At 62.6% G+C, this 21699-nt stretch carries 20 protein-coding genes and 1 pseudogene; 17 read left to right on the top strand and 4 right to left on the bottom strand.

Annotated elements, in window-relative coordinates:
• Window positions 1–78: 78 nt before the first annotated feature.
• Both QN397_RS20985 and QN397_RS20980 read left to right on the top strand, forming a co-directional pair.
• Window positions 79–1152 (top strand): SDR family oxidoreductase, encoded by a 1074-nt coding sequence (locus tag QN397_RS20985; RefSeq protein WP_323501846.1) that lies wholly within the window; start codon window positions 79–81, stop codon window positions 1150–1152.
• A gap of 198 nt (window positions 1153–1350) precedes the next feature.
• Window positions 1351–2226: an isocitrate lyase/PEP mutase family protein gene (locus QN397_RS20980; RefSeq protein WP_323501845.1), complete on the top strand. Its 876-nt coding sequence runs from the start codon at window positions 1351–1353 to the stop codon at window positions 2224–2226.
• Between the two features lie 43 nt (window positions 2227–2269).
• Here QN397_RS20980 and QN397_RS20975 read toward each other — a convergent pair whose 3' ends face one another.
• A complete protein-coding gene (locus QN397_RS20975; RefSeq protein WP_323501844.1) occupies window positions 2270–3127 on the bottom strand; it encodes an IclR family transcriptional regulator in 858 nt (285 codons plus the stop codon).
• Window positions 3128–3257: 130 nt separating this feature from the next.
• Here QN397_RS20975 and QN397_RS20970 point away from each other — a divergent pair, with 130 nt between their 5' ends.
• The 12 genes from QN397_RS20970 (at window position 3258) to QN397_RS20915 (ending at window position 15341) form a co-directional block, all read left to right on the top strand.
• Window positions 3258–3401: a hypothetical protein gene (locus tag QN397_RS20970; RefSeq protein WP_323501843.1), complete on the top strand. Its 144-nt coding sequence runs from the start codon at window positions 3258–3260 to the stop codon at window positions 3399–3401.
• Window positions 3402–3574: 173 nt separating this feature from the next.
• Window positions 3575–4480 carry an MBL fold metallo-hydrolase gene (locus QN397_RS20965; RefSeq protein ID WP_323501842.1) on the top strand — a complete coding sequence of 302 codons (906 nt, stop codon included), beginning with the start codon at window positions 3575–3577 and terminating at the stop codon, window positions 4478–4480.
• A gap of 46 nt (window positions 4481–4526) precedes the next feature.
• A complete protein-coding gene (locus QN397_RS20960; protein WP_323501841.1) occupies window positions 4527–6104 on the top strand; it encodes an FAD-binding oxidoreductase in 1578 nt (525 codons plus the stop codon).
• Between the two features lie 50 nt (window positions 6105–6154).
• Window positions 6155–7423 (top strand): 3-isopropylmalate dehydratase large subunit, encoded by a 1269-nt coding sequence (locus QN397_RS20955; protein WP_323501840.1) that lies wholly within the window; start codon window positions 6155–6157, stop codon window positions 7421–7423.
• 17 nt (window positions 7424–7440) lie between these two features.
• Window positions 7441–7983, top strand: coding sequence for a 3-isopropylmalate dehydratase (locus QN397_RS20950; RefSeq protein WP_323501839.1), 543 nt, complete (start codon window positions 7441–7443; stop codon window positions 7981–7983).
• Between the two features lie 37 nt (window positions 7984–8020).
• Window positions 8021–9181, top strand: coding sequence for an ABC transporter substrate-binding protein (locus QN397_RS20945; protein WP_323498267.1), 1161 nt, complete (start codon window positions 8021–8023; stop codon window positions 9179–9181).
• A 10-nt stretch (window positions 9182–9191) separates the two neighbouring features.
• Window positions 9192–10079, top strand: coding sequence for a branched-chain amino acid ABC transporter permease (locus QN397_RS20940; protein ID WP_323501838.1), 888 nt, complete (start codon window positions 9192–9194; stop codon window positions 10077–10079).
• Window positions 10080–10095: 16 nt separating this feature from the next.
• Entirely contained in the window at window positions 10096–11028 is a 933-nt protein-coding gene (locus tag QN397_RS20935; RefSeq protein WP_323501837.1) for a branched-chain amino acid ABC transporter permease, read from the top strand.
• Window positions 11029–11033: 5 nt separating this feature from the next.
• Entirely contained in the window at window positions 11034–11840 is an 807-nt protein-coding gene (locus QN397_RS20930; protein WP_323501836.1) for an ABC transporter ATP-binding protein, read from the top strand.
• Window positions 11812–12507, top strand: a complete 696-nt coding sequence (locus tag QN397_RS20925) for an ABC transporter ATP-binding protein (RefSeq protein WP_187051980.1) — start codon at window positions 11812–11814, stop codon at window positions 12505–12507. Before QN397_RS20930 ends, QN397_RS20925 begins: the two co-directional genes overlap by 29 nt.
• A gap of 76 nt (window positions 12508–12583) precedes the next feature.
• A complete protein-coding gene (locus QN397_RS20920; protein WP_323501835.1) occupies window positions 12584–13417 on the top strand; it encodes an alpha/beta hydrolase in 834 nt (277 codons plus the stop codon).
• A gap of 52 nt (window positions 13418–13469) precedes the next feature.
• Window positions 13470–15341: an AI-2E family transporter gene (locus QN397_RS20915; RefSeq protein ID WP_323501834.1), complete on the top strand. Its 1872-nt coding sequence runs from the start codon at window positions 13470–13472 to the stop codon at window positions 15339–15341.
• Window positions 15342–15382: 41 nt separating this feature from the next.
• Here the strand turns inward: QN397_RS20915 and QN397_RS20910 are convergent, their stop codons facing one another.
• Window positions 15383–16375 carry a Bug family tripartite tricarboxylate transporter substrate binding protein gene (locus QN397_RS20910; protein ID WP_323501833.1) on the bottom strand — a complete coding sequence of 331 codons (993 nt, stop codon included), beginning with the start codon at window positions 16373–16375 and terminating at the stop codon, window positions 15383–15385.
• Between the two features lie 120 nt (window positions 16376–16495).
• Here QN397_RS20910 and QN397_RS20905 point away from each other — a divergent pair, with 120 nt between their 5' ends.
• Entirely contained in the window at window positions 16496–17320 is an 825-nt protein-coding gene (locus QN397_RS20905; RefSeq protein WP_323501832.1) for an ABC transporter substrate-binding protein, read from the top strand.
• A gap of 18 nt (window positions 17321–17338) precedes the next feature.
• On the opposite strand, the gene QN397_RS20900 is transcribed toward QN397_RS20905, so the two are convergent.
• Window positions 17339–18079: a glucose 1-dehydrogenase gene (locus QN397_RS20900; RefSeq protein WP_323501831.1), complete on the bottom strand. Its 741-nt coding sequence runs from the start codon at window positions 18077–18079 to the stop codon at window positions 17339–17341.
• Between the two features lie 128 nt (window positions 18080–18207).
• Here QN397_RS20900 and QN397_RS20895 point away from each other — a divergent pair, with 128 nt between their 5' ends.
• On the top strand, window positions 18208–19110 hold the full coding sequence (locus QN397_RS20895; RefSeq protein WP_323501830.1) for a LysR family transcriptional regulator: 903 nt from the start codon (window positions 18208–18210) through the stop codon (window positions 19108–19110).
• A 356-nt stretch (window positions 19111–19466) separates the two neighbouring features.
• Here QN397_RS20895 and QN397_RS20890 read toward each other — a convergent pair.
• Window positions 19467–19721 (bottom strand): annotated as a pseudogene (locus QN397_RS20890) (transposase); the annotation flags it as partial.
• Between the two features lie 590 nt (window positions 19722–20311).
• Between QN397_RS20890 and QN397_RS20885 the strand changes: the two are divergent.
• Window positions 20312–21699 (top strand): CHASE2 domain-containing protein (locus QN397_RS20885; protein ID WP_323501829.1); only part of this gene is annotated, 1388 nt, incomplete at its 3' end.

Below are 21699 nucleotides of genomic sequence, written 5' to 3'. Positions count from 1 at the left end.
TTGCCGGAAGACCTTGAGTTCGCCATTGCGAGGCCAGTCGTCTATTGTCCATGGCGAACTATGAACAGGATTGTCGGAATGAAGAAAAACGCGCTTATCGTCGGGGTCAGCGGTGTCATTGGAAGTGCGCTTGCAGTGCATTTGCTCGCCGATGGCGCATCGGTCTATGGTCTCTCCCGCGGCAGAACGCCCGTCGCTGCCGGCGTGAAGCCCCTCACGGCAGACCTGACCGATCCTGTCGCGCTGGCTGAAGTTCTAGGCTCACTCGATGGCATCGAGTTTTCCAAAGTGTTCTTTACTGCCTGGGCGCGACAGGCGAACGAGAAAGAGAACATCCGCGTCAACGGCGCCATAGTGAGCAACGTGCTCGATGCCGTCGGCCCCGGCTTGCGCGGCGGCCATGCGGCACTGGTCACCGGGCTCAAGCATTACCTCGGCCCCTTCGAGGCATACGGCACCGGCAACGTGCCCATGACGCCGTTCCGCGAAGAGCAAGGGCGGCAGCCGGTCGACAACTTTTATTACGAGCAAGAAGATAGGCTCTTCGCGGCCGCCGAGCGCCATGGCTTCAGCTGGAGCGTGCATCGGCCCCACACCATCATTGGGTTCGCCATAGGCAACGCGATGAACATGGGTGTGACGCTCGCCGTCTATGCCACGCTCTGCAGGGAGACGGGCCAACCGTTCGTATTCCCGGGGTCTGCAGCGCAGTGGGAAGGTCTCACCGACATGACCGATGCGCGGCTGCTCGCCCGTCATCTCACGTGGGCGTCAGACACCGCGGCAGCACGCAATCAGGACTTCAACGTCGTCGATGGCGATGTGTTTCGCTGGAAATGGTTGTGGCCCCGGCTGGCCGAATACTTCGGCATCGAAGCAGCTGACTTCGACGGCACCATGCGCCCGTTGGCCGAGCGGATGCAAGGATGCGCCGGGCAATGGAAGGAGATCGCCGAGCGTCATGCCTTGAAAGAGGCGAATGTCGACAACCTCGTGTCGTGGTGGCACACCGACGCAGACCTTGGCCGGCCGATGGAGGTGCTGGCCGACATGACCAAGAGTCGCAAGGCGGGGTTCCTGGATTTCCAGAGCACGCCGGATGCGTTCACGGATTTGTTCGACAAGCTGAGGGCTGAGCGCGTGATTCCTTGACGGGTTCTCGATGAGCACCGTAGCTCTTCGACGGAACCGTCTGTAGATCTTGTCCACGATGTGGTGAGTTGAGGGTAAACCTTGTAGAGCATCGGTCTTGCAGGCAATGTAATTAATGCCTCAATGGCATCCCGGTTGTCGCCACATTGTGGAGACTGGTTGGCCTGCCGATGTCCATTCAATTCGCAAGGAGCCTCCATGAAAAACCATCGCAAGGCGGTGCGTCAGCGCATCCAGTCAGGACCCACTCTCTGGATGGCGGGAGCGCAAGACGCACTGTCTGCACTGCTCGTCGACCAGTCGGATTTCGACGGCATCTTCACCACCGGATTCGGAATCTCAGCGGCGCTGTTGGGCCAGCCCGACGTGGAGATCTACACGCTCACGGAGAACGTGGCTGTCGTGGATCGCATCGTCAATCTGGTGAACAAGCCCGTGTTCGCCGATGCCGATACCGGCTATGGCAACGTGATCAACATGGCTCGCACGGTGCGCGAGTTCGAGAAGACGGGGGCGGTCGCCATTCAACTCGAAGACCAGTTCAGTCCCAAGCGCTGTCCCGCAGCGGCATCGACCATGCCGGTAATTCCGGTGCGCGATGCTGTCGCAAAGATCAAGGCAGCGGTCGACGCGCGAACCGACCCCGACTTTTTGATCGTTGCGCGCACCGACGTGCTCGATCCGTCCGAGGCCATCGACCGATGCGCACAGTATGCGGAGGCAGGCGCCGATCTGATCCAACCGATCTCGCGGACCTTCAGTCGCTACGAGGACCTGGTCAAGCTGAAAGAGGTGACGGGGCGTCGGCTGTCATTGCAGTTGATGCAGGGCCTATGGATGGCCGATCTCACGCGGGAACAGATCGAGTCCGTCGCGGCCTTCGCGAGCTATCCGCTGATCACGCTGATGAGCACGGTCCATGCGCTGCAGGAAAACCTGCGGGTGATGGCGAGTCGCCGGGGCGGAGACATCGGCAGTCTTCCCTGCGGTCAGACGTCCATGCCGGCATTCAAGGATGTCATCGGCTGGAAGGCCATCGAGGAACGGCAGACGCACTACGAAATGATGACCTGAAGACGGTTACGAAAAAGTCGAGGTCAAGCGCAAGGTAGCGCTGTCACTTCTGCGTAACGTCCGTTGCTGCCATGTCGCCGGATACCTTGGCAGCCGCCAAGGCAACCACAAGCTTCTCGACCTCCCGGTGCATCTGCCGCGCAATCTCCTGCCTGCGTTCCGGCAGCAGGCGCCCAGCGATCGCTGCCACGCTGATGGCCGCGACCGGGTTGTCGGGCGGAAATGCCACGCCGATCGATGCAGTGCCGGGCGTGACGGCGCCCTCCAGAAAAGAGTAGCCGCGCTTTCGGCCTTCCGCGATGGCGCCATACAGAAAATCGGCTGTAAACGACGCGAACTTTTCATAGCGATGGGCGTTCGCCTCGACCAGTGCGTGGGCTTCGGACGCGGGCAATGCACAGAGGATCGCCAGTCCGCCGGCACCGACGCCCAACGGTCTTCTCACCCCGATGTCCAGCGACAGCGACTTGATTGGGAAGTCGCCGAGTGCACGGTTGGCGCAAACAGCTTCCAGTCCGCTGCGCTCGCTCAGATAGACCGTGTCTTGCGTGAATTCAGCCAGGCGCTGCAATGTTGCATCGCACAGTTCAGCGAGCCTGTAGCGGGGGCGCGCAAGCAAGCCCAACTCATGCAGCAGCGGCCCGAGAAAGTACTTTTTGCTGTGCGGGTCGCGATCGAGCATCCCTTCCAACTCCAGTCTCCGAAGCATCCGAAAGCAGGTTGCTTCCGCCAGTCCAGAAGTGGCGACGACTTCGCCGACACGCATGCCGCGACGTCCACGCGAGGCGATCACGCGAAGCACGTCGACTACCCGTTCGATGCTCTGCGTACCGGATCTGGACTCTCCACCTTGTGGAGGGATTTTTGCCTGATCAGTTGCTGTTCGTGTTTTTGCGACCATCGCTCACATCATATGGAGTCCACATTGTGGTTGGCTAACCAATAACCCTGAGTACAGCGAGTGCCGGTGATTCCTGGCATCGAGTCTATGAAGACGCTCAGCAAGTCGAACCGCCTGCTGGGCGATCACGGTGATCGAGTTGCCGGGCATCGGCGGCTCGGCACGCATCGATCCACGAAGCGCCGCGCAAATTGCTGCTGTGATGGAGGAGGCCGCAGCGCTTCTTGGCATCGAAGCCACGACGCTACTCGAGGCATTCCTCAGTGCCGATTGAGGCTCTACATTGTGGAGAAGTGATCGAGCCCTCGGCTCGACCCATTCACTCCAAACCATAGGCCTGACACCTGGAATTCTTTCGCCACATTGTGGTGGCATGGACGTTTACCCTGTGAGGCGACCGATACGGCCTGCCTAACATCGACGCACCAAGAGACCACGGCGAAACAGATGAAGACATTCCGGATCGGCTCGTACCACGTGACGCGCATTGAAGAAATGCTGACGCCGGGATTCAAGCCTGAGTTTCTCTTTCCTGACTACACGCCCGACATCTTCGAAGAGCACAAGGTGCTGTCGACGCCGCGGTTTTGGGACGAGCCCAGCCAGAAGGTCATGTCGAGCATGCACTCGTGGATGATCCGCGACGACAAGCACACCATCCTGATCGACACCGGCTGCGGCAACGACAAGACACGTGCGCTTCCGTTGTTCGAGCGCTTCCATCAATTGCATCTGCCGTACCTCGACCGGCTCACCGAATCCGGCGTGCGTCCCGAGGACGTGACGCTCGTGATCTGCACGCACTTGCACATCGATCACGTCGGCTGGAATACGAGATGGGTGGACGGCAAATGGGTGCCGACCTTTCCCAACGCAAAGTACATCTTCTCGCGTCGCGAATTCGAGCATTGGCAATCGCCGACCGGCGGACACGTCACGATGCCTGAGAACATCGCGGTCATAGAAGACAGCGTGATGCCGGTCATCGAGGCCGGGCAAGCCGAGTTCATCGACGACGGTTCAAGGATCATCGAAGGCCTGTTCTTCCATGACGCGATCGGCCATACCGCCGGTCACGGAATGCTGAAGCTCGAATCCGGCAACGACGCGGCGATCTTTCCCGGCGACTCGCTGCACCAGCCGATGCAGGTGTTTCGCCCCGACTGGAACAGCCGCTTTTGCGAGATGGCGAGCCAGGCTCGCGCCACGCGCCGCTCCATCCTCGACTACTGCCACGACCGCAACGCATTGCTGCTTCCTGCCCACTTCGGCGCGCCGCACGGCGGGTACGTGAAGCGCCATGCGGCCGGCTACGACTTCAGGCCTGCCGACGACCTCGTGGTGGCCGGCTGAGTCCGGTCTTCTCACATCGCACGGTCACCACAAAGATTCATTCCCAATGCCAAACGAATCCTTTCTCTCAGCGCTGTGCGACGCCGTGGGCTCCGCCCAGGTGCTGTCGGACAGCGTGACGTGCGAGTACTACGCCAACGATATCTTCTGGCAGCCGGGCATCGTGCCGATGTGCATCGTGTTGCCGCAAACGCAGGCGCAGGCCGTGGCTGCGGTCAAGACTGCAGCGGCGCACGAGATCGCCATCGTGCCGCGCGGCGGCGGCATGTCCTATACCAAGGGCTACCTGCCGGAGAGCACGCAAACCATCGTCATCGACACGCGCAAGCTGAACAAGGTGCTGGAGATCAACGTGCCTGACCGGTACATCACGGTCGAGGCCGGTTGCACCTGGGCGCAGGTGCACGAAGCGCTGAAGGCCACCGGCATGAACACCGGCTACTGGGGTCCGTTGTCTGGCATCAACGCCACGGTCGGCGGCGCCTTGTCTCAGAACAGCGCCTTCTTCGGATCGACCCTGCACGGGACTGTCGCCGCCAGCGTACTGGGCGTGACCGTGCTGCTCGCCAGCGGCGAGGTCGTGACCACCGGTTCGGGCGGACGTGTGGGCACGAAGCCCTTCACCCGCTATGCAGGGCCGGACATGACGGGCCTGTTTCTCGGAGACACCGGCGCCTTCGGTCTGAAGCTCGGTGCCACGCTCAAGCTCGACGCGGCGCCCCAGCATCTGGACTACCTGGGTTTCGGCTTCGAAGACATGAAGTCGATGGCATTGGCCCAGGCCGAGATGAGCGCCGTACAGGCGATCTCCGAAGGTTTCGGCATCGACCGCGCCAAGGCGTTGAACTCGGCGAGCGTCAACAAGTTGTCAGACGGCGTGAAGATCCTGAGCAGTGTTGCGCGTTCGTCGAAAGGTTTGTTCCAGGGCATCAAGGATGCAGTGAACGTGGCGACGACCGGCGCGAACTACCTGGCCGACCATGCGTGTTCGCTGCACCTCGTTGTCGAGGGCAAGACGGCCGATGCGCTGACCGCCAACCTGGCAGCGCTGCGCGCCATCGGCAAGAAGCATGGCATCGAGATCGAGAACGCCGCAGCGCGGGTGATGCGCTCGCGTCCTTTCAACCCGGTGCGCGGCATGCTCGGCGCGGATGGTCAGCGTTGGGTCCCGATCCATGCGGTGTTCCCGATGAGCGAGACCGCGCGCGTGGTCGAGGCGAGTGCGGCGTACTTCGAGAGTCAGGCCGCGATGATGAAGCAGCACGGCATCATCCTGTCGCACCTCACCATGACCGTCGGCAACGAATTTTTTCTCGAACCGGCCTTCTACTGGCAGGACGAGATCACGCCGCTGCACCGCCAGAGTCTCGGTGACGACGTGGTCGGGCCATGGCTCGACCGTCCCGCCAATCTGCCTGCGCGTGAGGCCGTGATCGCCTTGCGCAAGGGCGTGCAGCAGGTCTACCTGGAACTGGGCGGTGTCAACTGGCAAATCGGCCGTGACTATCCGCTGCAACAAGTGATGCAGCCAGCGACCTGGAACATGCTCACGGCTATCAAGAGGGCACTCGACCCCAAGGGCCTCATGAATCCCGGCTCGCTCGGATTGCGCAACGCGGCCTGAGTCCACGCGCGCCGAGCACTGAAAAACACTCTCGAACTGGAGACAAATCCATGGGTTTCACCATCACCGAAAAGATCCTCGCGCGCGTGTCGGGCCTGGCGTCCGTCAAGGCCGGCGACGAGGTCATGGCAAAGCCCGACTTCGTGCTGGCTTACGACTTCCCGGGCTACACCGACGTGATCTTCAAGCAGTTGAAAGACGACTTCGGCATCACCAAGATGCCCGAGCCGGAACGCTTCGGCATCTTCATCGACCACATGGTCCCAGCCATCTCGCCGGCTGAAGAAGAGCTGCACAAGGGCACGCGTGAATGGACCACCATCAACGACGTGAAGCTGTATGAACGCAAGGGCATCGGGCACCAGGTGTCGTCCGAAGTGGGCTACGCCACGCCAGGCGCGTTCGTGGTTCACTTCGACGGCCATGTGAGCCAGCTGGGCACCTTCGGCACGCTGGCCATGGGTCTCAGGCGCAACGTGCTCGAGGCCTTTGCACTGGAGCGGGTCTCGATCCGCGTGCCGCACACGACACGCGTCGATCTGGTCGGCAAGTTGCAGCCCGGCGTGATGGCGCGCGATGTGTTCCATCACCTGGTGCGTGTGCTGGGTGCGGCTTCATGTCGCTTCCAGGTGCTGGAGATCGGTGGGCCGGCGGTGGCCGACATGTCGAACGACGCCCTGCAAACCATCACCGGTCTGGCGATGTTCACCGGCGCTGTGACGGCCATCGTCAATCCCGATGCCAAGCGCCTCGAATACGCCATGCCGCGCGCCCGCATCAAGCTCGAACCCGTCTACAGCGACGAGGACGCGCACTACGCAGCGCGACACGAGATCGACCTGTCGACGCTCGAGCCCATCATCGTGATCCCGCCAAGTCCGGCCAACACGCGCGACCTGAGCGACTACCTGAACCTCCCGGTCCATACCGGCTATCTCGGCTCCTGCGCCTCCGGTCGCATCGAAGACCTGCGCGCTGCCGCCCAGGTGCTGGCGCGCCGACAGGTCGCACCGGGTTTCGCTTTGCACGTGGTACCGACCAGCCAGGAAATCATGGCTGCCGCAGCGCGGGAAGGTCTGCTGTCGGTGTTCGTCGAGGCCGGCGCCTTCGTGTCGTCGCCGTCGTGCGACTACTGCTTCGGCCGCATCGCGACGATGGCACCGGGCCAGCGCGCCGTGTCCACCGGCACGCTCAATGTGCGCGGTCGCATGGGCAGCCCGGATTCGGAGATCTACCTGTGCAACGCCGCGGTGCTCGCGGCCTCTGCGGTCGAAGGCAAGATCGCCGACCCGCGTCCGTACCTCGCCGGTAACGGTTAACGGCCAAGGAGAAGAGCATGGCACTCATCAACCTGCGCGGCCGCGTGGCCTTCAAGTTCGACGAGATCGACTTCGACGTCGACCAGATCGTCGGCGTCAAGAACATCAAGACCACCAACATCGACGAACTGAGCAAGGCCGCGATGCAGGAATACGACCCCGCCTTCGCCAGTCTGGTGAAGCCCGGCGATCTGCTGCTTGGCAACCACAACTTCGGCTACGGCCATCCTCACTATCCGCCGATGAAAGCCATGCGTCACATGGGCATCGCGGGCGTCATTGCCGAGTCGTTTTCTCCGGGCTACTGGCGCGGTGAAATCAGCATGGGCTTTCCGCAGGTGCCGTGCCCCGGCATCCTCCAGTTCGCCGAACGCTGGGACGAACTGGAAGTCGACTGGGCGGGCCACTGCGTGCGCAACCTGACGCAGGGCACCGAGATCGCTTTCGAGCCGCTGCCGCGCGCCGACCTCGACATGCTGGAAGCGGGCGGACTCGAGACCTATCTGAAGAAAAGATTTCTCGCCGACAAGACGCGGACTGTTCAACATGCGCAACCTTGAACAGCCGACCAAGACAACCACCCTGAGGAGACAAGAGATGAAAAGCTGGAACTTGAAGAATGTTTCGTTGGTAGGTGCAGCGCTGGCTGCATTGTTCGTCCATGTCGGACCGGTGTCCGCTCAGGGCCTCGCGCCGGGCGACTACAAGGTCGGATTCGTCACCGAGAACACCGGCGCCATTGCCTCGGCCGGCCAGTCCTACTGGAACGGCGCGCAGCTGGCAGCGGAGGAGGTCAAGACGCAGAAGTACCTCGGCGGCGCCTCGATCGTGCTGGACCCGAAGGAGAGCGGCAGCGATGCCGCCCGCGCGATCCAGGCGACCAATCAGTTCGTGGCCGACCCTTCGCTGCTGGCGATCAGCTGCTGCATTCTGTCGCCGGTTGCCGGCTCCCTGAAGCCGATCGTGACGGAGGCGAAGACACCGCTCGTGATCTTCGGCGCGACGGCGGCCGGCCTGCCGCAACTGCCCTATGTCTACAGCATGACGATCCTGCCCGGCCCCAAAGACAAAGCCACCGCGCTCACGATCGTCGATGCGGTCAAGCCGAAGACCGCCGCCTACATCCTCGCGGCCGACAACGACGCCTTCAAGGGTCGCATGAACGCGACCCGCGAAGCGCTCGAGGCCAAGGGCGTGACCACCGCCGGGGTGGTCAGCGTGCTGACGAAGGACACGGACTTCACCGCGGCCGCGACGCAAGCCATGGGTCTGAAGGCCGACATCATCCTGGTCTATGCGACGCAGGGTGCTGCCGCCGGTGCCATCACCGCGCTGAAGGATCGCGGCTACGCCAAGACCATCGTCGGCAACGACGTGCTGTCGCCGGCTTCCATCTTCAAGAAGATGGGCGACTCGGTCGTCGGCGTACCGTTCCCGGTCAGCTTCTCCGACTCGATCGTGGAAACGCCAGAAGCCAAGGCTTTCGTCGCGGCTTACCAGAAGAAGTTCAACGCGGCGCCCGACATCTATTCGGCCCAGGGCTACCAGGTGGTGTGGTTCATCGCACAGGGGTTGAAGTCGCTTTCCGGCAAACCGACCCGCGAGGCGCTGGGCCAGGCACTGTCGAAGGTGACGAAGATCGACCATCAGGTCTATGGCGGGGAGGCCATGAACAACGGCCAGGCAGAGACGGCTGGCACGTTGGTGGTGGCCTGGTCTGCTGAAGGCAAGATCGTGCCCTGGGTCGCACCCAAGTAGGCGCGGGGTCATGCAACTCTTCATCGAGCAACTGATCAATGGTTGCGCGCTCGGTGCGCTGTACGCGCTGTTCGGCCTCGGTTTCGGGATCGTTTTTTCGACGCTCGGCATCCTGAATGCGGCGCACGGCAGCTATGCGAGCTGGGCCGCGATCGCGGCGCTGGCAGCGGTCGAACAGCTGAAGCTGCCTTTCCTGCCGGCACTGGTCGTCGGTGTCGTCGGGGGCGGGCTGCTCGCGGTCGTGGTCGACCAGATCGCCTTTCAGCCGCTGCGCAAACGCGGCAGCGGCATGCTGGGCGCGCTCATTACCAGCATTGCGTTCTGGATCATTCTCGACAACCTGGCCGGTACCGCTACCGGGCAGCAGAGCCTGAGCTTTCCCCGCGGAAGCTATCCGGGCACCATGTTCCATCTGGGCGACATTCCTATTCCGGCGATGCAGCTCATCACCGTGGCGGTCATGCTCGTCGTGACCTTCGGCCTCCACATCCTCATCCGGCGCAGCCGCTTCGGTGCGGCCATGCGTGCGGTCGGCTGGAACCAGACGGCCGCCTCTCTGGGCGGCGTCAATCCGCGTTATGTCGTGATCGTCACCGCCTTCATCGCCGGTGCGACTTCAGGCCTGGCCGGCGTTCTCGGTGGCATCACCACGCACAACGTTTCGTTCCTGCTTGGCGAGGGCCTGCTGCTCAAGGGGTTCGCCGCGGTGGTGGTCGGCGGCTACGACGACGTTCGCGGCACCGCAGTCGCCGGTGTCGGGCTCGGTGTGCTGGAGGTGATGTCGGCGCAGTACCTGTCGTCGGGTCTGCGTGACGGCATCACCTATGCGCTGTTGCTGACTTTTCTGCTGGTACGACCGCGCGGCCTGTTCGGCAGTCTCGGTTTTTCTCGGGCCTGATTTCATACAAGCAACCATGCAAGCACTTGCCGATTTCTGGCGTACCTACCAAAGCACTGTCGCGTTCGCGATCGTCAATGCCTTCTTCGCACTCAGCACCTATTCCGTGCTGTCGGCCGGCATCCTGAGCTTTGCCACCGTGACCTATGCCGCCATCGGTGGCTTCGTGGGCGCGCGGCTGATTTTGCAGACGGGTCTCGATCCGCTGATCCTCTTGCCCGCGGCCATGGCGGCGGGTGCGCTGTTGGCTTATGTCGTCGCCTTGATCTTTCTCAGGCTCGAGAGTCACTGGATGGCGCTGGCAAGCCTGGCGCTCATCCTGATCGTGCGCGTCGCCGTCATCAACGTGCCGAGTCTGACCGGCGGCGTCAACGGACTGAGCGTGCCGGTCACACTGCCGATCGGCGTACTGGGCATCCTGCTGGCGCTGGCCATGATCGTGTTCTACCGGCTGTCGGTGTCGTGGTACGGCATCGCGGCGCAAGCGGTGCGCGAAGATCCGGCGGTTGCATCCAGCCTGGGCATCGCACCGCGCCGGATACAGACGATCGCGTTCGTGATCTCGGGGGCAGTCGGTGGCCTCGGCGGCATGTTGCTCGCCCTGGTCCTGCAGTTTCTTTCGCCCGACACTTACTTCGTGAACATCGCTTTCACCATGATCGCGGCCGTGGTGCTGGGGGGGTCGTATCACTGGATCGGATCGATCATCGGGGCGGCGGTGTTCACTGCATTGCCGGTGATCGCGCAAGCCTTCGTGCCTCATTTCCAGGAAGTGGCGAACGGGGTCGTGTTGCTGCTGATCATGATCTTCCTGCCGCGAGGGCTGGTCGATCCGCGCGCCATTCGCTTGCGCCGCGCCGCACGCAATGCAGATGCAAATGCAAATGCAAATGCCGATGCAGACGGCGCGCCCGCAAAAGTAGCGTCAGCTGCCGGAGCCGCGCTTTGAATGCGATGAGCGTTGCATCCGATCTGCCGCTGCTGGCGGTCGAGGCCATCGGCAAGAACTTCGGCGGCGTCGCTGCCGTCTCCGGCCTGTCGATGACGGTCAAAGCGGGCAGCGTTGCAGGTGTCATGGGCCCGAACGGCGCCGGCAAGACGACGCTGGTCAATCTCATCAGCGGCTTGCTGCCATCGGACACCGGCACCATCCGATTCGGCGGTGTCGAGATCCAGCGCAGTGCGGCATACGACATCGCTTCCCAGGGCATCGCCCGCACCTATCAGAACGTGCGGCTCTTCAGCGGCATGACGGTGCTGGAGCAGGTGATGGCGGGTTGCTATCTGCGGCGCGGTGCGTCGTTGTGGGCATCGTTCCTTGGCCTGCCGAAGGCCCGCGCCGCACGCAAGGCGGTCGAGCTTCATGCCTACGAATTGCTGGAGCGCGTGCAGCTGGGCCGACAGGCGCATCTGCTGGCGGAAACGCTGTCGTATGGAGAACAGCGCCGGGTCGAGATCGCTCGTGCACTCGGCACCGGGCCGCGGCTTTTGCTGCTCGACGAGCCCACCGCCGGAATGAACGTGCAGGAATCGAACGAGATCGGAAGTCTCGTCCACAGCCTGCGCGACGGCGGACTGACGGTGCTGATGGTCGAGCACAACGTGCGGCTGGTCAAAGAATTCTGCGACGACGTCACGGTGATGAACTTCGGCCGCCTGCTTGCCCATGGAACACCCGCAGACTGCATGGCGCACCCCGATGTGCAGGCTGCTTACTTTGGAAACACTGCTGATGCTGACCGTATCCGCGCTCTGCGCTAGCTACGGCGCCATTCGCGCCGTCACCGACCTCAGTTTCGAGGTCCGGCCGCGCAGCATGGTCGCCATCCTCGGTGCCAACGGCGCGGGCAAATCGACCACGTTGCGCAGCATCGCGGGCTTGCATCGGCCGGTAAAGGGCTCGATCAAACTCGACGGTGAAGAGATCTCTGCGATGCCGGTGCATCGTGTCGTCCGGCGTGGGCTCGCGCTGGTGCCTGAAGGACGCATGGTGGTCGCGCCCCTCACGGTGGAAGAGAACCTGAAGCTCAGCAGCTACGCCGGGCGTGGCAACGCGAGCGACTTGATGGCGCGTGTCTATGACCTGTTTCCTCGTTTGAAGGAAAGGCGCGGCCAGATCGCGGGCCTCATGAGCGGCGGTGAGCAGCAGATGCTCGCCATCGGCCGCGCACTGATGACCGAGCCCAGCATGCTCGTGCTCGACGAACCGTCGATGGGATTGGCGCCATCGATCGTGGACCTGGTGTTCCAGGCGATCGTCACCCTGCATCGCGAGGGCCAGTCGATCCTGCTGGTCGAGCAGAACGCCGAGATCGCGTTGTCTGTCTGCGACTACGCCTATCTCATGAAGCGCGGGTCGATCGTGACGGAGGGAACGGTGGACGCGCTGCGCGCCGATGCCGGCGTGCTCGAGGCTTATCTGGCCTGAGGTTCCCGAGATTCGGCGCATCCCCGCGCCATGCATACTCGGACGCGCATACCGTCATGCGCTTTCGGAACCCACTTTGTCATCCAAAGCCTATCGCGTCGCCCTGTCCGCATCGGGCGCCGCGCTCGGTGCGATCGCTGCTTACTGGGCGCTGCTTTCCGCCCGGCAGGGCCACATCCTTTTCGACACGCGCAAGCTGCCGGTCGTCGCCTTGTCCGCCGACTTCTCCACCTACTCTCACACTGTGCCGGGCGGCATGGTGCGCGGCTATGTCTATCACCCGCACGGCGAGGCGGCGCTGCAAGACCTTTTCATCTACTTCGCTGGCCGCGGCGAGGATGTTCGTGCCACGGCCAAGGCACTGCACTGGCTGCCTGAAGGCTTCGGCTTTGCCGCGGTCAACTACCGGGGCATGGCGGACTCCGAAGGGCATCCATCGGAAATCGCCTCGGTCGCAGACGCGGTTCAGTTCGCGAATCATTTGCGCAAGGCTTTTCCGCATGCGCGATTGCATGTCGTCGGTCGCAGCCTTGGTTCGGGCGTGGCCATTCAACTCGTGGCGCAGCAGGCGTTTACCAGCCTGCAGCTGATCACCCCGTACGACTCCATGCTGGAGGTCGCCAAGAAGCGCTTTCCGCTGGTGCCGTTATCGCTGTTGTTGCGGCACCAGTTCAACTCGCTGGCGCATTGCCTCGGCGTCGCTGCCAAGACGCAAGTGCTGCTGGCCGAGCGCGATGACGTCGTGTTGCCGGAGCGCTCCGCCAAGCTCATCGCGGCATGGCCGACACCGGTATCGGTGAAGACGATTGCGGGCTCGGATCACCACAGCATCATCGATCTCGAAATGACATGGCTGCTGCTGGTGGACTTTGCGTTGACCGCTGTGCTGGCGATGCCGGAGGCGGCATAGATCTCGCTTCCCAAGAACATCTTCACCATCGCCACAACGTTGTCTGCGCCCATTGCCCAATCTCAAGAACTTCCAGTTCGGCCTGATCGTCCCAGCCACGTGCGTGCTGCTGTTGCTGCACTTCGGTCAGGATTTTCTGAAGCCCATCGTCATCGCGGGTGTCTTGAGCCTGGTGCTGGCGCCCCTGGTGCGACGACTTGCGGTGGCGGGTCTGGGCCGGACCGTGGCCACGCTGGTGTCGGTGGTGTTGGCGGCAGCGTGCGTGGCCTGGATCAGCGCGGTGCTGGCGATACAGCTCGTCGCCGTCGCCGGCGATCTGCCCCAGTACACGGCGGCCATCAGTGGCAAGGTCGACGCGATCCGTGAGTTCACGGTCCGCCCGTTCGAACGAATCGAGTCTGAACTCAAAGGAATGTTGCCGCAGGCCGCGCCGCCCGAGGCGACCGCACCGCGGCGTCAAGGCAGTCGGGCCACGGTGGTTGCGCCGCCGCCCGCACCGGCCGTCCAGGCACCGCAGTCGGCTGGGGAGCGGGTCACCAAACTGTTATCGACGCTATGGGGACCGGTCGGGCAGGCTGGCATCGTGTTCGTGCTGCTGGTCTTCATCCTGCTGGAGCACGAGTCGCTCAGCGACCGCTTCATCCGCCTGGTCGGCGAGGCGGAGCTGGGGACGACGGTGCAGGCACTGAGCGCGGCGGCGCAAGGCGTGTCGCGCTTCTTCCTGTCGCAATCGATCGTCAACGCGATCTTCGGCACCGTGGTCGGCGTGGGACTTTGGGCGATAGGACTGCCGCATGCCGCGCTATGGGGTTGCGTCGCCGCGCTGCTGCGATTCATCCCGTATGTGGGTGTGCTGGGCGCAGCCGCGCTGATCGCGGTGTTCGCGGCGGCGGTCGATCCCGGGTGGACGCTCGTGCTGGCCAGCCTGGGATTCTTCGGTGTGCTCGAACTCGTCTTCGCCAATGTGCTGGAGCCGCAGGTCTACGGACACAGCACGGGTCTGGCGCCGCTGGCGGTCATCGTGTCCGCCTTGTTCTGGGGCGCGCTCTGGGGGCCTGTGGGACTGCTGTTGTCTACGCCGCTGACACTGTGTCTGGTGGTGATGGGCCGACACGTCAAAGCACTTGCGCCATTCACGATTCTTCTCAGCGATGCCCCGGGGCTGTCTGCCGGCCAGCGCTTCTATCAGCGAGCGTTGTCGGGCAATGCGTCCGTCAACTTGCAGGAGGCGCGGGCGTTTCTACGGCGCAGCAGCTTTGCCAGGTACTGCGATCACGTTCTGTTTCCGGGACTGGCGCTCGGCGCAGCGGACTTTCGCATCGGGCGTATCGACCAGCAGCAGCGCGAGCGCATCCTGGCGAACATCGTCGCCTTGGCCGAATCGTTGTCGAGGGAGCAGCCGGCACGGCGCACGGCACGCCGTCGGGCGCCGACTTCGCTGGTCGACGCCAACATGGGTGCCCATCTGCGGCACATGCGCGAAGCGCGCCTCGGCCGGTGGCAAGGGCGGCTCGATGTGCCCTCGCGTTCGATCGTTCTGTGCATGGGCTTTGGCACCGACCGTGACGATCTGCTGATGGAACTGCTCGTCAGGGCGCTGCGGGAGGAGGGCGTGGACGCCCGGAGCGTGTCGACTAACGAACCCCAAGACCCCGAGACGGCGGACAAGGCCAGTCTGGTGGGCACTGTCTTCCTCGTCTATCCGCGGCAGGACGGGTTGGCGCAGTGGCGGCAGAAGGCGGCCGAGCTGCGCGCCGCGTTGCCGGACGCGATTCTTGCCACCATCAAGCTGGCACTCGACGATTCTTCGGTCGAAGAAAAGCAGGTCGAGGATTTGATCGATCTGGTGCTCCACTCGTATTCCGAGGCGGAGGCGTTTGTGCTGGAGAGCAAACAGAAAACGGATGCCGCGTCCGTCGAGTGAGCGCGCGAGGCTGTTCCGCGAACTCTGTGCGATTCGCTTTTTTACTGCGTCACGGTGATGCCCCGATTGCGAATCAGCGCGGGCCAGATGGCGCGTTCGGCAGCCATGTAGGCGCGGAGCAAGGTCGCATCGGCCGCCGCCGTTTCCCATCCCGCATCGTTGAGTTTGCGAGACACCTCGGGGACGCGCATGGCGGTTTGCAGTTCTGCGTTGAGTCGCTCCTGCATCGGCATGGGCGTCGCGGCCGGGGCCACCAGGCCGACGGTCGCATAGGCGTTCAGTGGGCCCGTCAGGTCGTACGAAACCGTCGGCATGTCGGGCAGTTGCGTCACTCGCCGCCCCGACATCGAAAGCACCGGAACGACAGCCGCACTCTTGATCGGAATGAGCCCGCCTGCCAGGTCGACGACGAGCATCGGCACTTTGCCCGACACGACATCGGGGAGCGCCATGCCGGTGCCGCGGTAAGGCACGTGAGTGGCCACGAGACCGGTCTGGCTCTTGAGCAGTTCCATCGCAAGATGGTGCGGCGAGCCTTCGCCCGGCGATGCGTATTGAAGCGGTGGCGTACGGCCGGCCTTCGACGCCTTCAGGATCTGCTCGAAGCTGGTGAAGCCGGACTTGGGCGACACCACCAGCAGCAACGGCGTGCGGGCCATGAAGCCAATGAGCGCGAAATCCTTGTCCGGGTCGTAGGGCAGTGTCTTGAACAGCGAGGCGTTGTAGACCAGGATGCCGTTGTCAGCGGTAAACAGGTTGCGGCCATCGGCGGCCGCATGCGCCGCGGCACCGGCGGCGAGCGTGCCGCCTTTGCCCGGCATGTTCACTACTTCGATGTCCTGCTTCATCTGGGAGCCGAGCTGCGCCGCAAGCACACGCGTCACGAAATCGGCACCGCCGCCGGCCGGATAACCGACGATCCATTTCATCGCGCCGGGCGCTGAACTCTCCGCCGCGCCCACCGCTTGCGCGCATGCGCCCGCACCCATGGCAGCCAGAAAGGAACGCCGTGACCAACTCAGATCGGATTGCATGGAGTACAAGTGTGAATAAATGTAACTTTGCATCCTATGTGCGGCTGCGCGCATGCTACTCAGGGATTTCCCTAGGTGTCGTCGGGCAGCATGACGAGCGGCGCCACTAAAGTCTTACCGATGAACCTGACCCGACGTTCCTTCCACGGTGCCGCAGGCGGCCTGCTGTTGACCGGCTGCGCAAGCATCCGACTCGATACGCGTGCCGCAGCCATCGCCGAACTCGGCAGCACCGGCAAGCTGCGTGCCGCGATCAACCTCGGCAACCCGATCCTCGCGAGCCGTGGGCCGTCGGGCGAGCCGCAAGGTGTCTCTGTCGACCTCGCACGCGAAGCAGCCCGCCGCCTGGGCTTGCCCATCGAACTTGTGCCGTTCAACTCCGCGGGCAACGTGGTCGAAGCGGTCAAGGCGCGGCAGGTCGACCTTGCCTTCGTCGCGATCGATCCGGTGCGTGCTGCCGACACCGACTACACGGCGCCGTACGTGGTGATCGAAGGCGCCTACCTCGTACGCAACGAGTCGCCGCTTCAGCGCAATGAAGAAGTCGACCGCGCCGGCACGCGCATCGTGGTCGGCCGTGGCAGCGCCTACGACCTCTATCTCACGCGCGATATCAAGTCCGCCACGCTGGTGCGCATACCGACCTCACCGGAGGTAACGAACCAGTTCATCGCGCAAAAGCTAGAAGTGGCTGCGGGCGTGCGGCAACAACTCGAGGCGGACGCCATGCGACTGAACGGCAGTGGTGGAGCTGGCCTGCGCATGCTGCCCGGCCGTTTCATGGTCATCGAGCAGGCCATGGGCGTGCCGAAGGGTCGCCTTGCAGCGCAGGCCTGGTTGAGCAGCTACCTCGAAGAGATGAAGGCGTCGGGTTTCGTCGCAGCTGCGTTGCAGCGGCACGGCATAGAAGGCGCCAGCGTGGCACCGCCGCGCACGCATAGTTGAGCTGGCGGCTCAGGCGTTTTAAAACACCATGCCGCCCGCCACGTCGATCGTGCTGCCGGTGACCCATGCCGCATCGTCCGACACCGCGAACGACACCGCTGCCGCGATGTCCCGCGGCTGACCCACACGGCCCAGCGGCGTCTTGCCGACCAGCACGTCTGTCATGCTCGCAGCCGACTCTGCATTGCCCTCGGTCGTGACGAAGCCGGGCGCGATGCCGACCACACGGATGTTGCGCGGACCGAGCTCCATTCCCAGCGTGCGCGTTAGCACGTCGACCGCGCCCTTGGTCGCGCTGTAGACATGCACCATCGGATACGGGCTCTTGGCGAGGCCAGAGCTGATGTTGACGATGACGCCGCCGGCCGGCAACACGCGTGCGGCTGCCTGAGTGGCGAGCAGCAAGCCGCGCACGTTGAGGTGGAAGTGCTCGTCGAAGCTTTCCGCGGTCAACGTGTCGAGCGAGTCGACCTTGTAGACGCCGACGTTGTTGACAAGGATGTCGAGCCGCCCGAAGGTTTCGATGGCCGCGTCGATCAGCAGCGGAATATCAGCCGGTTTGGAAACGTCGGCTCTTACGGCAACGGCCTTGCCGCCGGTCGCGACGATACGTTGCACGATCGCATTGGCGTGTTCGACGCTGCGTGAGTAGTTGACGACGACCGATGCGCCGTCGGCTGCCAGTCGTTCGGCGATGCCGGCGCCGATGCCCTGCGATGAACCGGTGACGATGGCGACTTTGCCTGCGAGTGAACTCATGAAGATGCTCCTGGATAAAGAGATAAGAACGGATTGAATCAACAGCTGTCTCGACGATAGGCATCGCATTCCTTCGGATAAAGCCATGTGATCGGGATGCGGCATGAAGTCCAACTTCATAATTGACCATGTCGTCCGATCTGCTTCCGGCCATCGCCGCTTTCGCCCGCGTCGCGCACCATTCGAGCTTTACCAAGGCGGCCGCCGAACTCGGTGTCTCGCCTTCGGCGTTGTCGCAAACTATGCGATCGCTGGAGACTCGATTGGGTGTGTGCCTGCTCGACCGCACCACGCGACGCGTCGGCGTGACGGAGATCGGCCAACGGTTCCTGCTCGATGCGCAACCCGGCCTTGCAACGATCGCGGCCGCCATCGACGGCGTCAACGAGTCGCGAGACAAGCCTGTCGGTCTGCTGCGGCTGAACCTGTCACGCACGGCGTCGGACATCCTGGTCGTGCCGCACCTCGTTGCCTTCCTGGAAGCCTTCCCGGACATCACTCTCGAGATGAGCTGCGACAACGCGATGATCGATTTGGTGGCGGGCGGCTTCGATGCCGGCATTCGCCTCGGCGAGAACCTGGCACAAGATGTGGTGGCGGTGCCGCTCGGAGGGCAACATCGCATCGCGACCGTCGCGGCGCCGCGTTACCTGAAGGGCCTCAAGGGCCTTACTGCGCCGCAGACTCCTGAGGACCTCAAGTCACATCGCTGCCTCAATGCGCGCCTCGCTGGCGGCATCTACCGATGGGAGTTTTCGCAAGAAGGTCGCGACTTCGACATCGAAGTCGACGGGCCACTATTGACCAACGACGGCGACATCCTGATGGCCGCGGTCCGGGGTGGCGCCGGTATCGCCTGCACGTTCGAGGCGCTGGTTGCGGACGACCTCGCCGCAGGCAAGCTCGTGCCGCTGCTGCAGGATTGGTGGCCGACGTTTCCGGGCTTCTATCTTTACTACCCGAGCCGCGCGCACACGCCGCGCAAACTGCGGGTGTTCATCGAGTTCATGCAAAGCCGTTTGAATGCGTGATTGAGAGCAGATCTCCAGACCACGCGCAGACCGGGCGCCGCTCTGGATCGTCGCAGCCGGCTTCTTCATGCCGCAGCTGGAATCGACTGCGCTCGCCTTTCGATTCACCTTCGTGGCGATGGGCGCGATCACACTGCTGTCGGCGTTGATGTTTCGGCGGCTCGCTCGCCCGCACCCCGCGTAATGCACCCATTGCTCAGCTGTCATGGACTGGAAATGCGAACGCAGATTCGATGCGCAGGTGGTTCCCATGCGCCTCGATAGCCCAAAGGCGAGCCAGTCAGCCACACGCTCTCGGGCACCTTGCCAGCGCGTTCGGCGTAACCCCGCCACGTGCCAGGTTGTCCCTTGCGCTTCTGGCTGTCGTATAGGGCGTCTTCCAGCGCTTCGTCGGCCAAGGCGTACCACCGCTGGAGACAGTACATGCGCAGCATCCTAGGTACGCGGATGGGCTGACGACCGACTTGTCAACTGGTGAGGTGCAGCGGCTCGATCACGGCAATCAGCCGGGCCCAGGACACGACGCGTTCAATGTCGAAGAGGAACTTCTCCCGGCGAGTTCGTTTCCTCTTCAATGCGTACGCGGCGCTGGCGAAGCTGCGTTGGAACATGCCGGGCACCCTTGGGAATCTTGCCCTCTTGCGCATGCAGGATGCATGCCGTGATTAAGGAATAAATCAGCGTCTCCCTAACTAACGATCGAGCACGTTTTTGACAGCAAGACAAGACCTCGTTGGAATAGATTTAAAGAGAATGAATTCGAAAACTTTGTTCATAATTTTGTACACGGATTCACTGATCATGGTGCTCGGGTTTCAAGCCGTTGGAATTTGAAATGCGCACACCTCTGCTTGAAGAAGAATCCGCTCAAATGCGGCAGCGGGTCTCGCCGCTGAGGTTCCCAACGATTGTCGGCCCTGAAGCCTTGACGTGTGCCGGGTTTATAGCCGGCAATCGCTTCGCACGGACTCGTTTCACATGCAGCTGATTTTCCCGCGGACGTTTCCGTTTTCATTCGCTGAGTTCGGGCTGGCGATAGCGCCGTTTCGAAACATCGGGAGCGATTTATCGCACAACCGCTTGATGGACGCTACCAGCGTAAGCCAGCGACACAGCAGCACACGAATTCAAAACAGCCAGATTTTTAAACAGCGCCGACAGCTTGCACTCGAAAGTAACGAGCTCCCGATGCAAACGATTTATGGCCGGGGTTATCGGCTCATTCACAGAAGAGTTGATCAAACGGACGTTGGCGATGCAGATGTTTAGGCAATTTGCGTCAATGCTTCGGAAGCTTAAAACACGCGTTGCATTGCGAGTTTTACTGGCTGTCCTGTTGCCGCTGGCCATCGTATGGAAAGTCGATCACACCACGCCCACGGCTGCGGACGGACGTCTGTATGACCGCGTAATGGCCAGCGTGGCAGCGCCTGTGAACTCCGAGGTCGAGATCATCTCGATTGACGCTCGGAGTATTCAAGAAATCGGGCCGTGGCCGTGGCCTGCAGCAATCCACACGGAATTCTTGCGCCAGCTTGCTCAGCAGGCGCCCCACGCCGTGGTGCTCAACTTCAGGCTCGGCTTTCCAAAGCTCGAAGGCGACGACGATGTAGCGTTGGCGGCTGCGCTGCGGAAACTGCCGGTGTATCTCACAATTCCAAGCTATCAATCCGGCGCTGTCGTGAACCAAAGCGAAGCTCTTCGCACTCGAACAGGACATTTTGCGGCAGCTGTTCAAGGCATCGGGCATTCCAGCCTTAGCGCCGACGACTCAAGCAAGCGCCTTCGGTTCATCAGCCTCTTTGCGCCTGCTCCGGACAACTCACTACCTTATGTGGGCGCGATGGTTGCTCCGGCTCCCCCGTTGCATCGCGCTATCGCCAACGGCACGCATCTGCAATTTGGAATTCCTTTCAATGGCGAAGCAGCGCACCCGTCAATTTCCTATTCTGAGGTCCTTGCAGGCAAGCTATCCGCTGATCGGCTCAAGGGGCGCATTGTTGTCGTTGGACCCACTAACGGTGTACCGCTGGGACGGCAGTGGTACGTTTCAGGCTCCTCCGGAGCCACGCTGGTGACTTCGACCGAAGTTCACGCGAGTGCCATTGACGCGTTGCAGCAGGGCACTTACGTTTCAGTAGCGCCGCCGGTGGTGCTGGGCTTGGCGATGGCACTTTCAATCTTGGCGGTACTGTTTGCATTCGATAAGTTACCGAAGGCTGCGCCTCTGGTGGGGCTGGCTTTCATTGCCATCGGCGTCGCATTCAGCGCTTTGATGCTCGGTTTACTTGGCATCTGGCTCCCTTCGTCCTTTTTCGTGTTCGGCATTTTGGCGGCCTACTTGCTTTGGACTTGGCAACACTTGCACAAAGTAATTGGCTTTTTAAAAGAACACATCGCTGCGCTGAGTCAGGTGCCATCTGTTAAGTCCGATCGTGTTGGGCCAGTCCGCGTTGGCGCCAACGACCCGGTGGAGCGATACATAGGCGCTCTAGATCACGCAATCTTGCGGCTCATGCGATTGGAGGCATACATGCGGTTCTCGCTGTTGAAACTTCCCATCGCCGTCGTGCTGTGCCGATCCGACGG

This window comes from Variovorax sp. RTB1 (genome assembly GCF_035018765.1).
In the GTDB taxonomy this organism is placed as follows: domain Bacteria; phylum Pseudomonadota; class Gammaproteobacteria; order Burkholderiales; family Burkholderiaceae_C; genus Variovorax.
This window is presented reverse-complemented; position numbering and strand designations above follow the sequence as displayed.

What these genes read in the sequence shown, in the direction of transcription:
- QN397_RS20985 (WP_323501846.1), top strand. Translation starts at nt 79, where the DNA reads ATGAAGAAAAACGCGCTTATCGTCGGGGTCAGCGGTGTCATTGGAAGT.
- QN397_RS20980 (WP_323501845.1), top strand. Translation starts at nt 1,351, where the DNA reads ATGAAAAACCATCGCAAGGCGGTGCGTCAGCGCATCCAGTCAGGACCC.
- QN397_RS20975 (WP_323501844.1), bottom strand. Translation starts at nt 3,127, where the DNA reads ATGGTCGCAAAAACACGAACAGCAACTGATCAGGCAAAAATCCCTCCA.
- QN397_RS20965 (WP_323501842.1), top strand. Translation starts at nt 3,575, where the DNA reads ATGAAGACATTCCGGATCGGCTCGTACCACGTGACGCGCATTGAAGAA.
- QN397_RS20960 (WP_323501841.1), top strand. Translation starts at nt 4,527, where the DNA reads ATGCCAAACGAATCCTTTCTCTCAGCGCTGTGCGACGCCGTGGGCTCC.
- QN397_RS20955 (WP_323501840.1), top strand. Translation starts at nt 6,155, where the DNA reads ATGGGTTTCACCATCACCGAAAAGATCCTCGCGCGCGTGTCGGGCCTG.
- QN397_RS20950 (WP_323501839.1), top strand. Translation starts at nt 7,441, where the DNA reads ATGGCACTCATCAACCTGCGCGGCCGCGTGGCCTTCAAGTTCGACGAG.
- QN397_RS20945 (WP_323498267.1), top strand. Translation starts at nt 8,021, where the DNA reads ATGAAAAGCTGGAACTTGAAGAATGTTTCGTTGGTAGGTGCAGCGCTG.
- QN397_RS20940 (WP_323501838.1), top strand. Translation starts at nt 9,192, where the DNA reads ATGCAACTCTTCATCGAGCAACTGATCAATGGTTGCGCGCTCGGTGCG.
- QN397_RS20935 (WP_323501837.1), top strand. Translation starts at nt 10,096, where the DNA reads ATGCAAGCACTTGCCGATTTCTGGCGTACCTACCAAAGCACTGTCGCG.
- QN397_RS20930 (WP_323501836.1), top strand. Translation starts at nt 11,034, where the DNA reads ATGAGCGTTGCATCCGATCTGCCGCTGCTGGCGGTCGAGGCCATCGGC.
- QN397_RS20925 (WP_187051980.1), top strand. Translation starts at nt 11,812, where the DNA reads ATGCTGACCGTATCCGCGCTCTGCGCTAGCTACGGCGCCATTCGCGCC.
- QN397_RS20910 (WP_323501833.1), bottom strand. Translation starts at nt 16,375, where the DNA reads ATGCAATCCGATCTGAGTTGGTCACGGCGTTCCTTTCTGGCTGCCATG.
- QN397_RS20905 (WP_323501832.1), top strand. Translation starts at nt 16,496, where the DNA reads ATGAACCTGACCCGACGTTCCTTCCACGGTGCCGCAGGCGGCCTGCTG.
- QN397_RS20900 (WP_323501831.1), bottom strand. Translation starts at nt 18,079, where the DNA reads ATGAGTTCACTCGCAGGCAAAGTCGCCATCGTCACCGGTTCATCGCAG.
- QN397_RS20895 (WP_323501830.1), top strand. Translation starts at nt 18,208, where the DNA reads ATGTCGTCCGATCTGCTTCCGGCCATCGCCGCTTTCGCCCGCGTCGCG.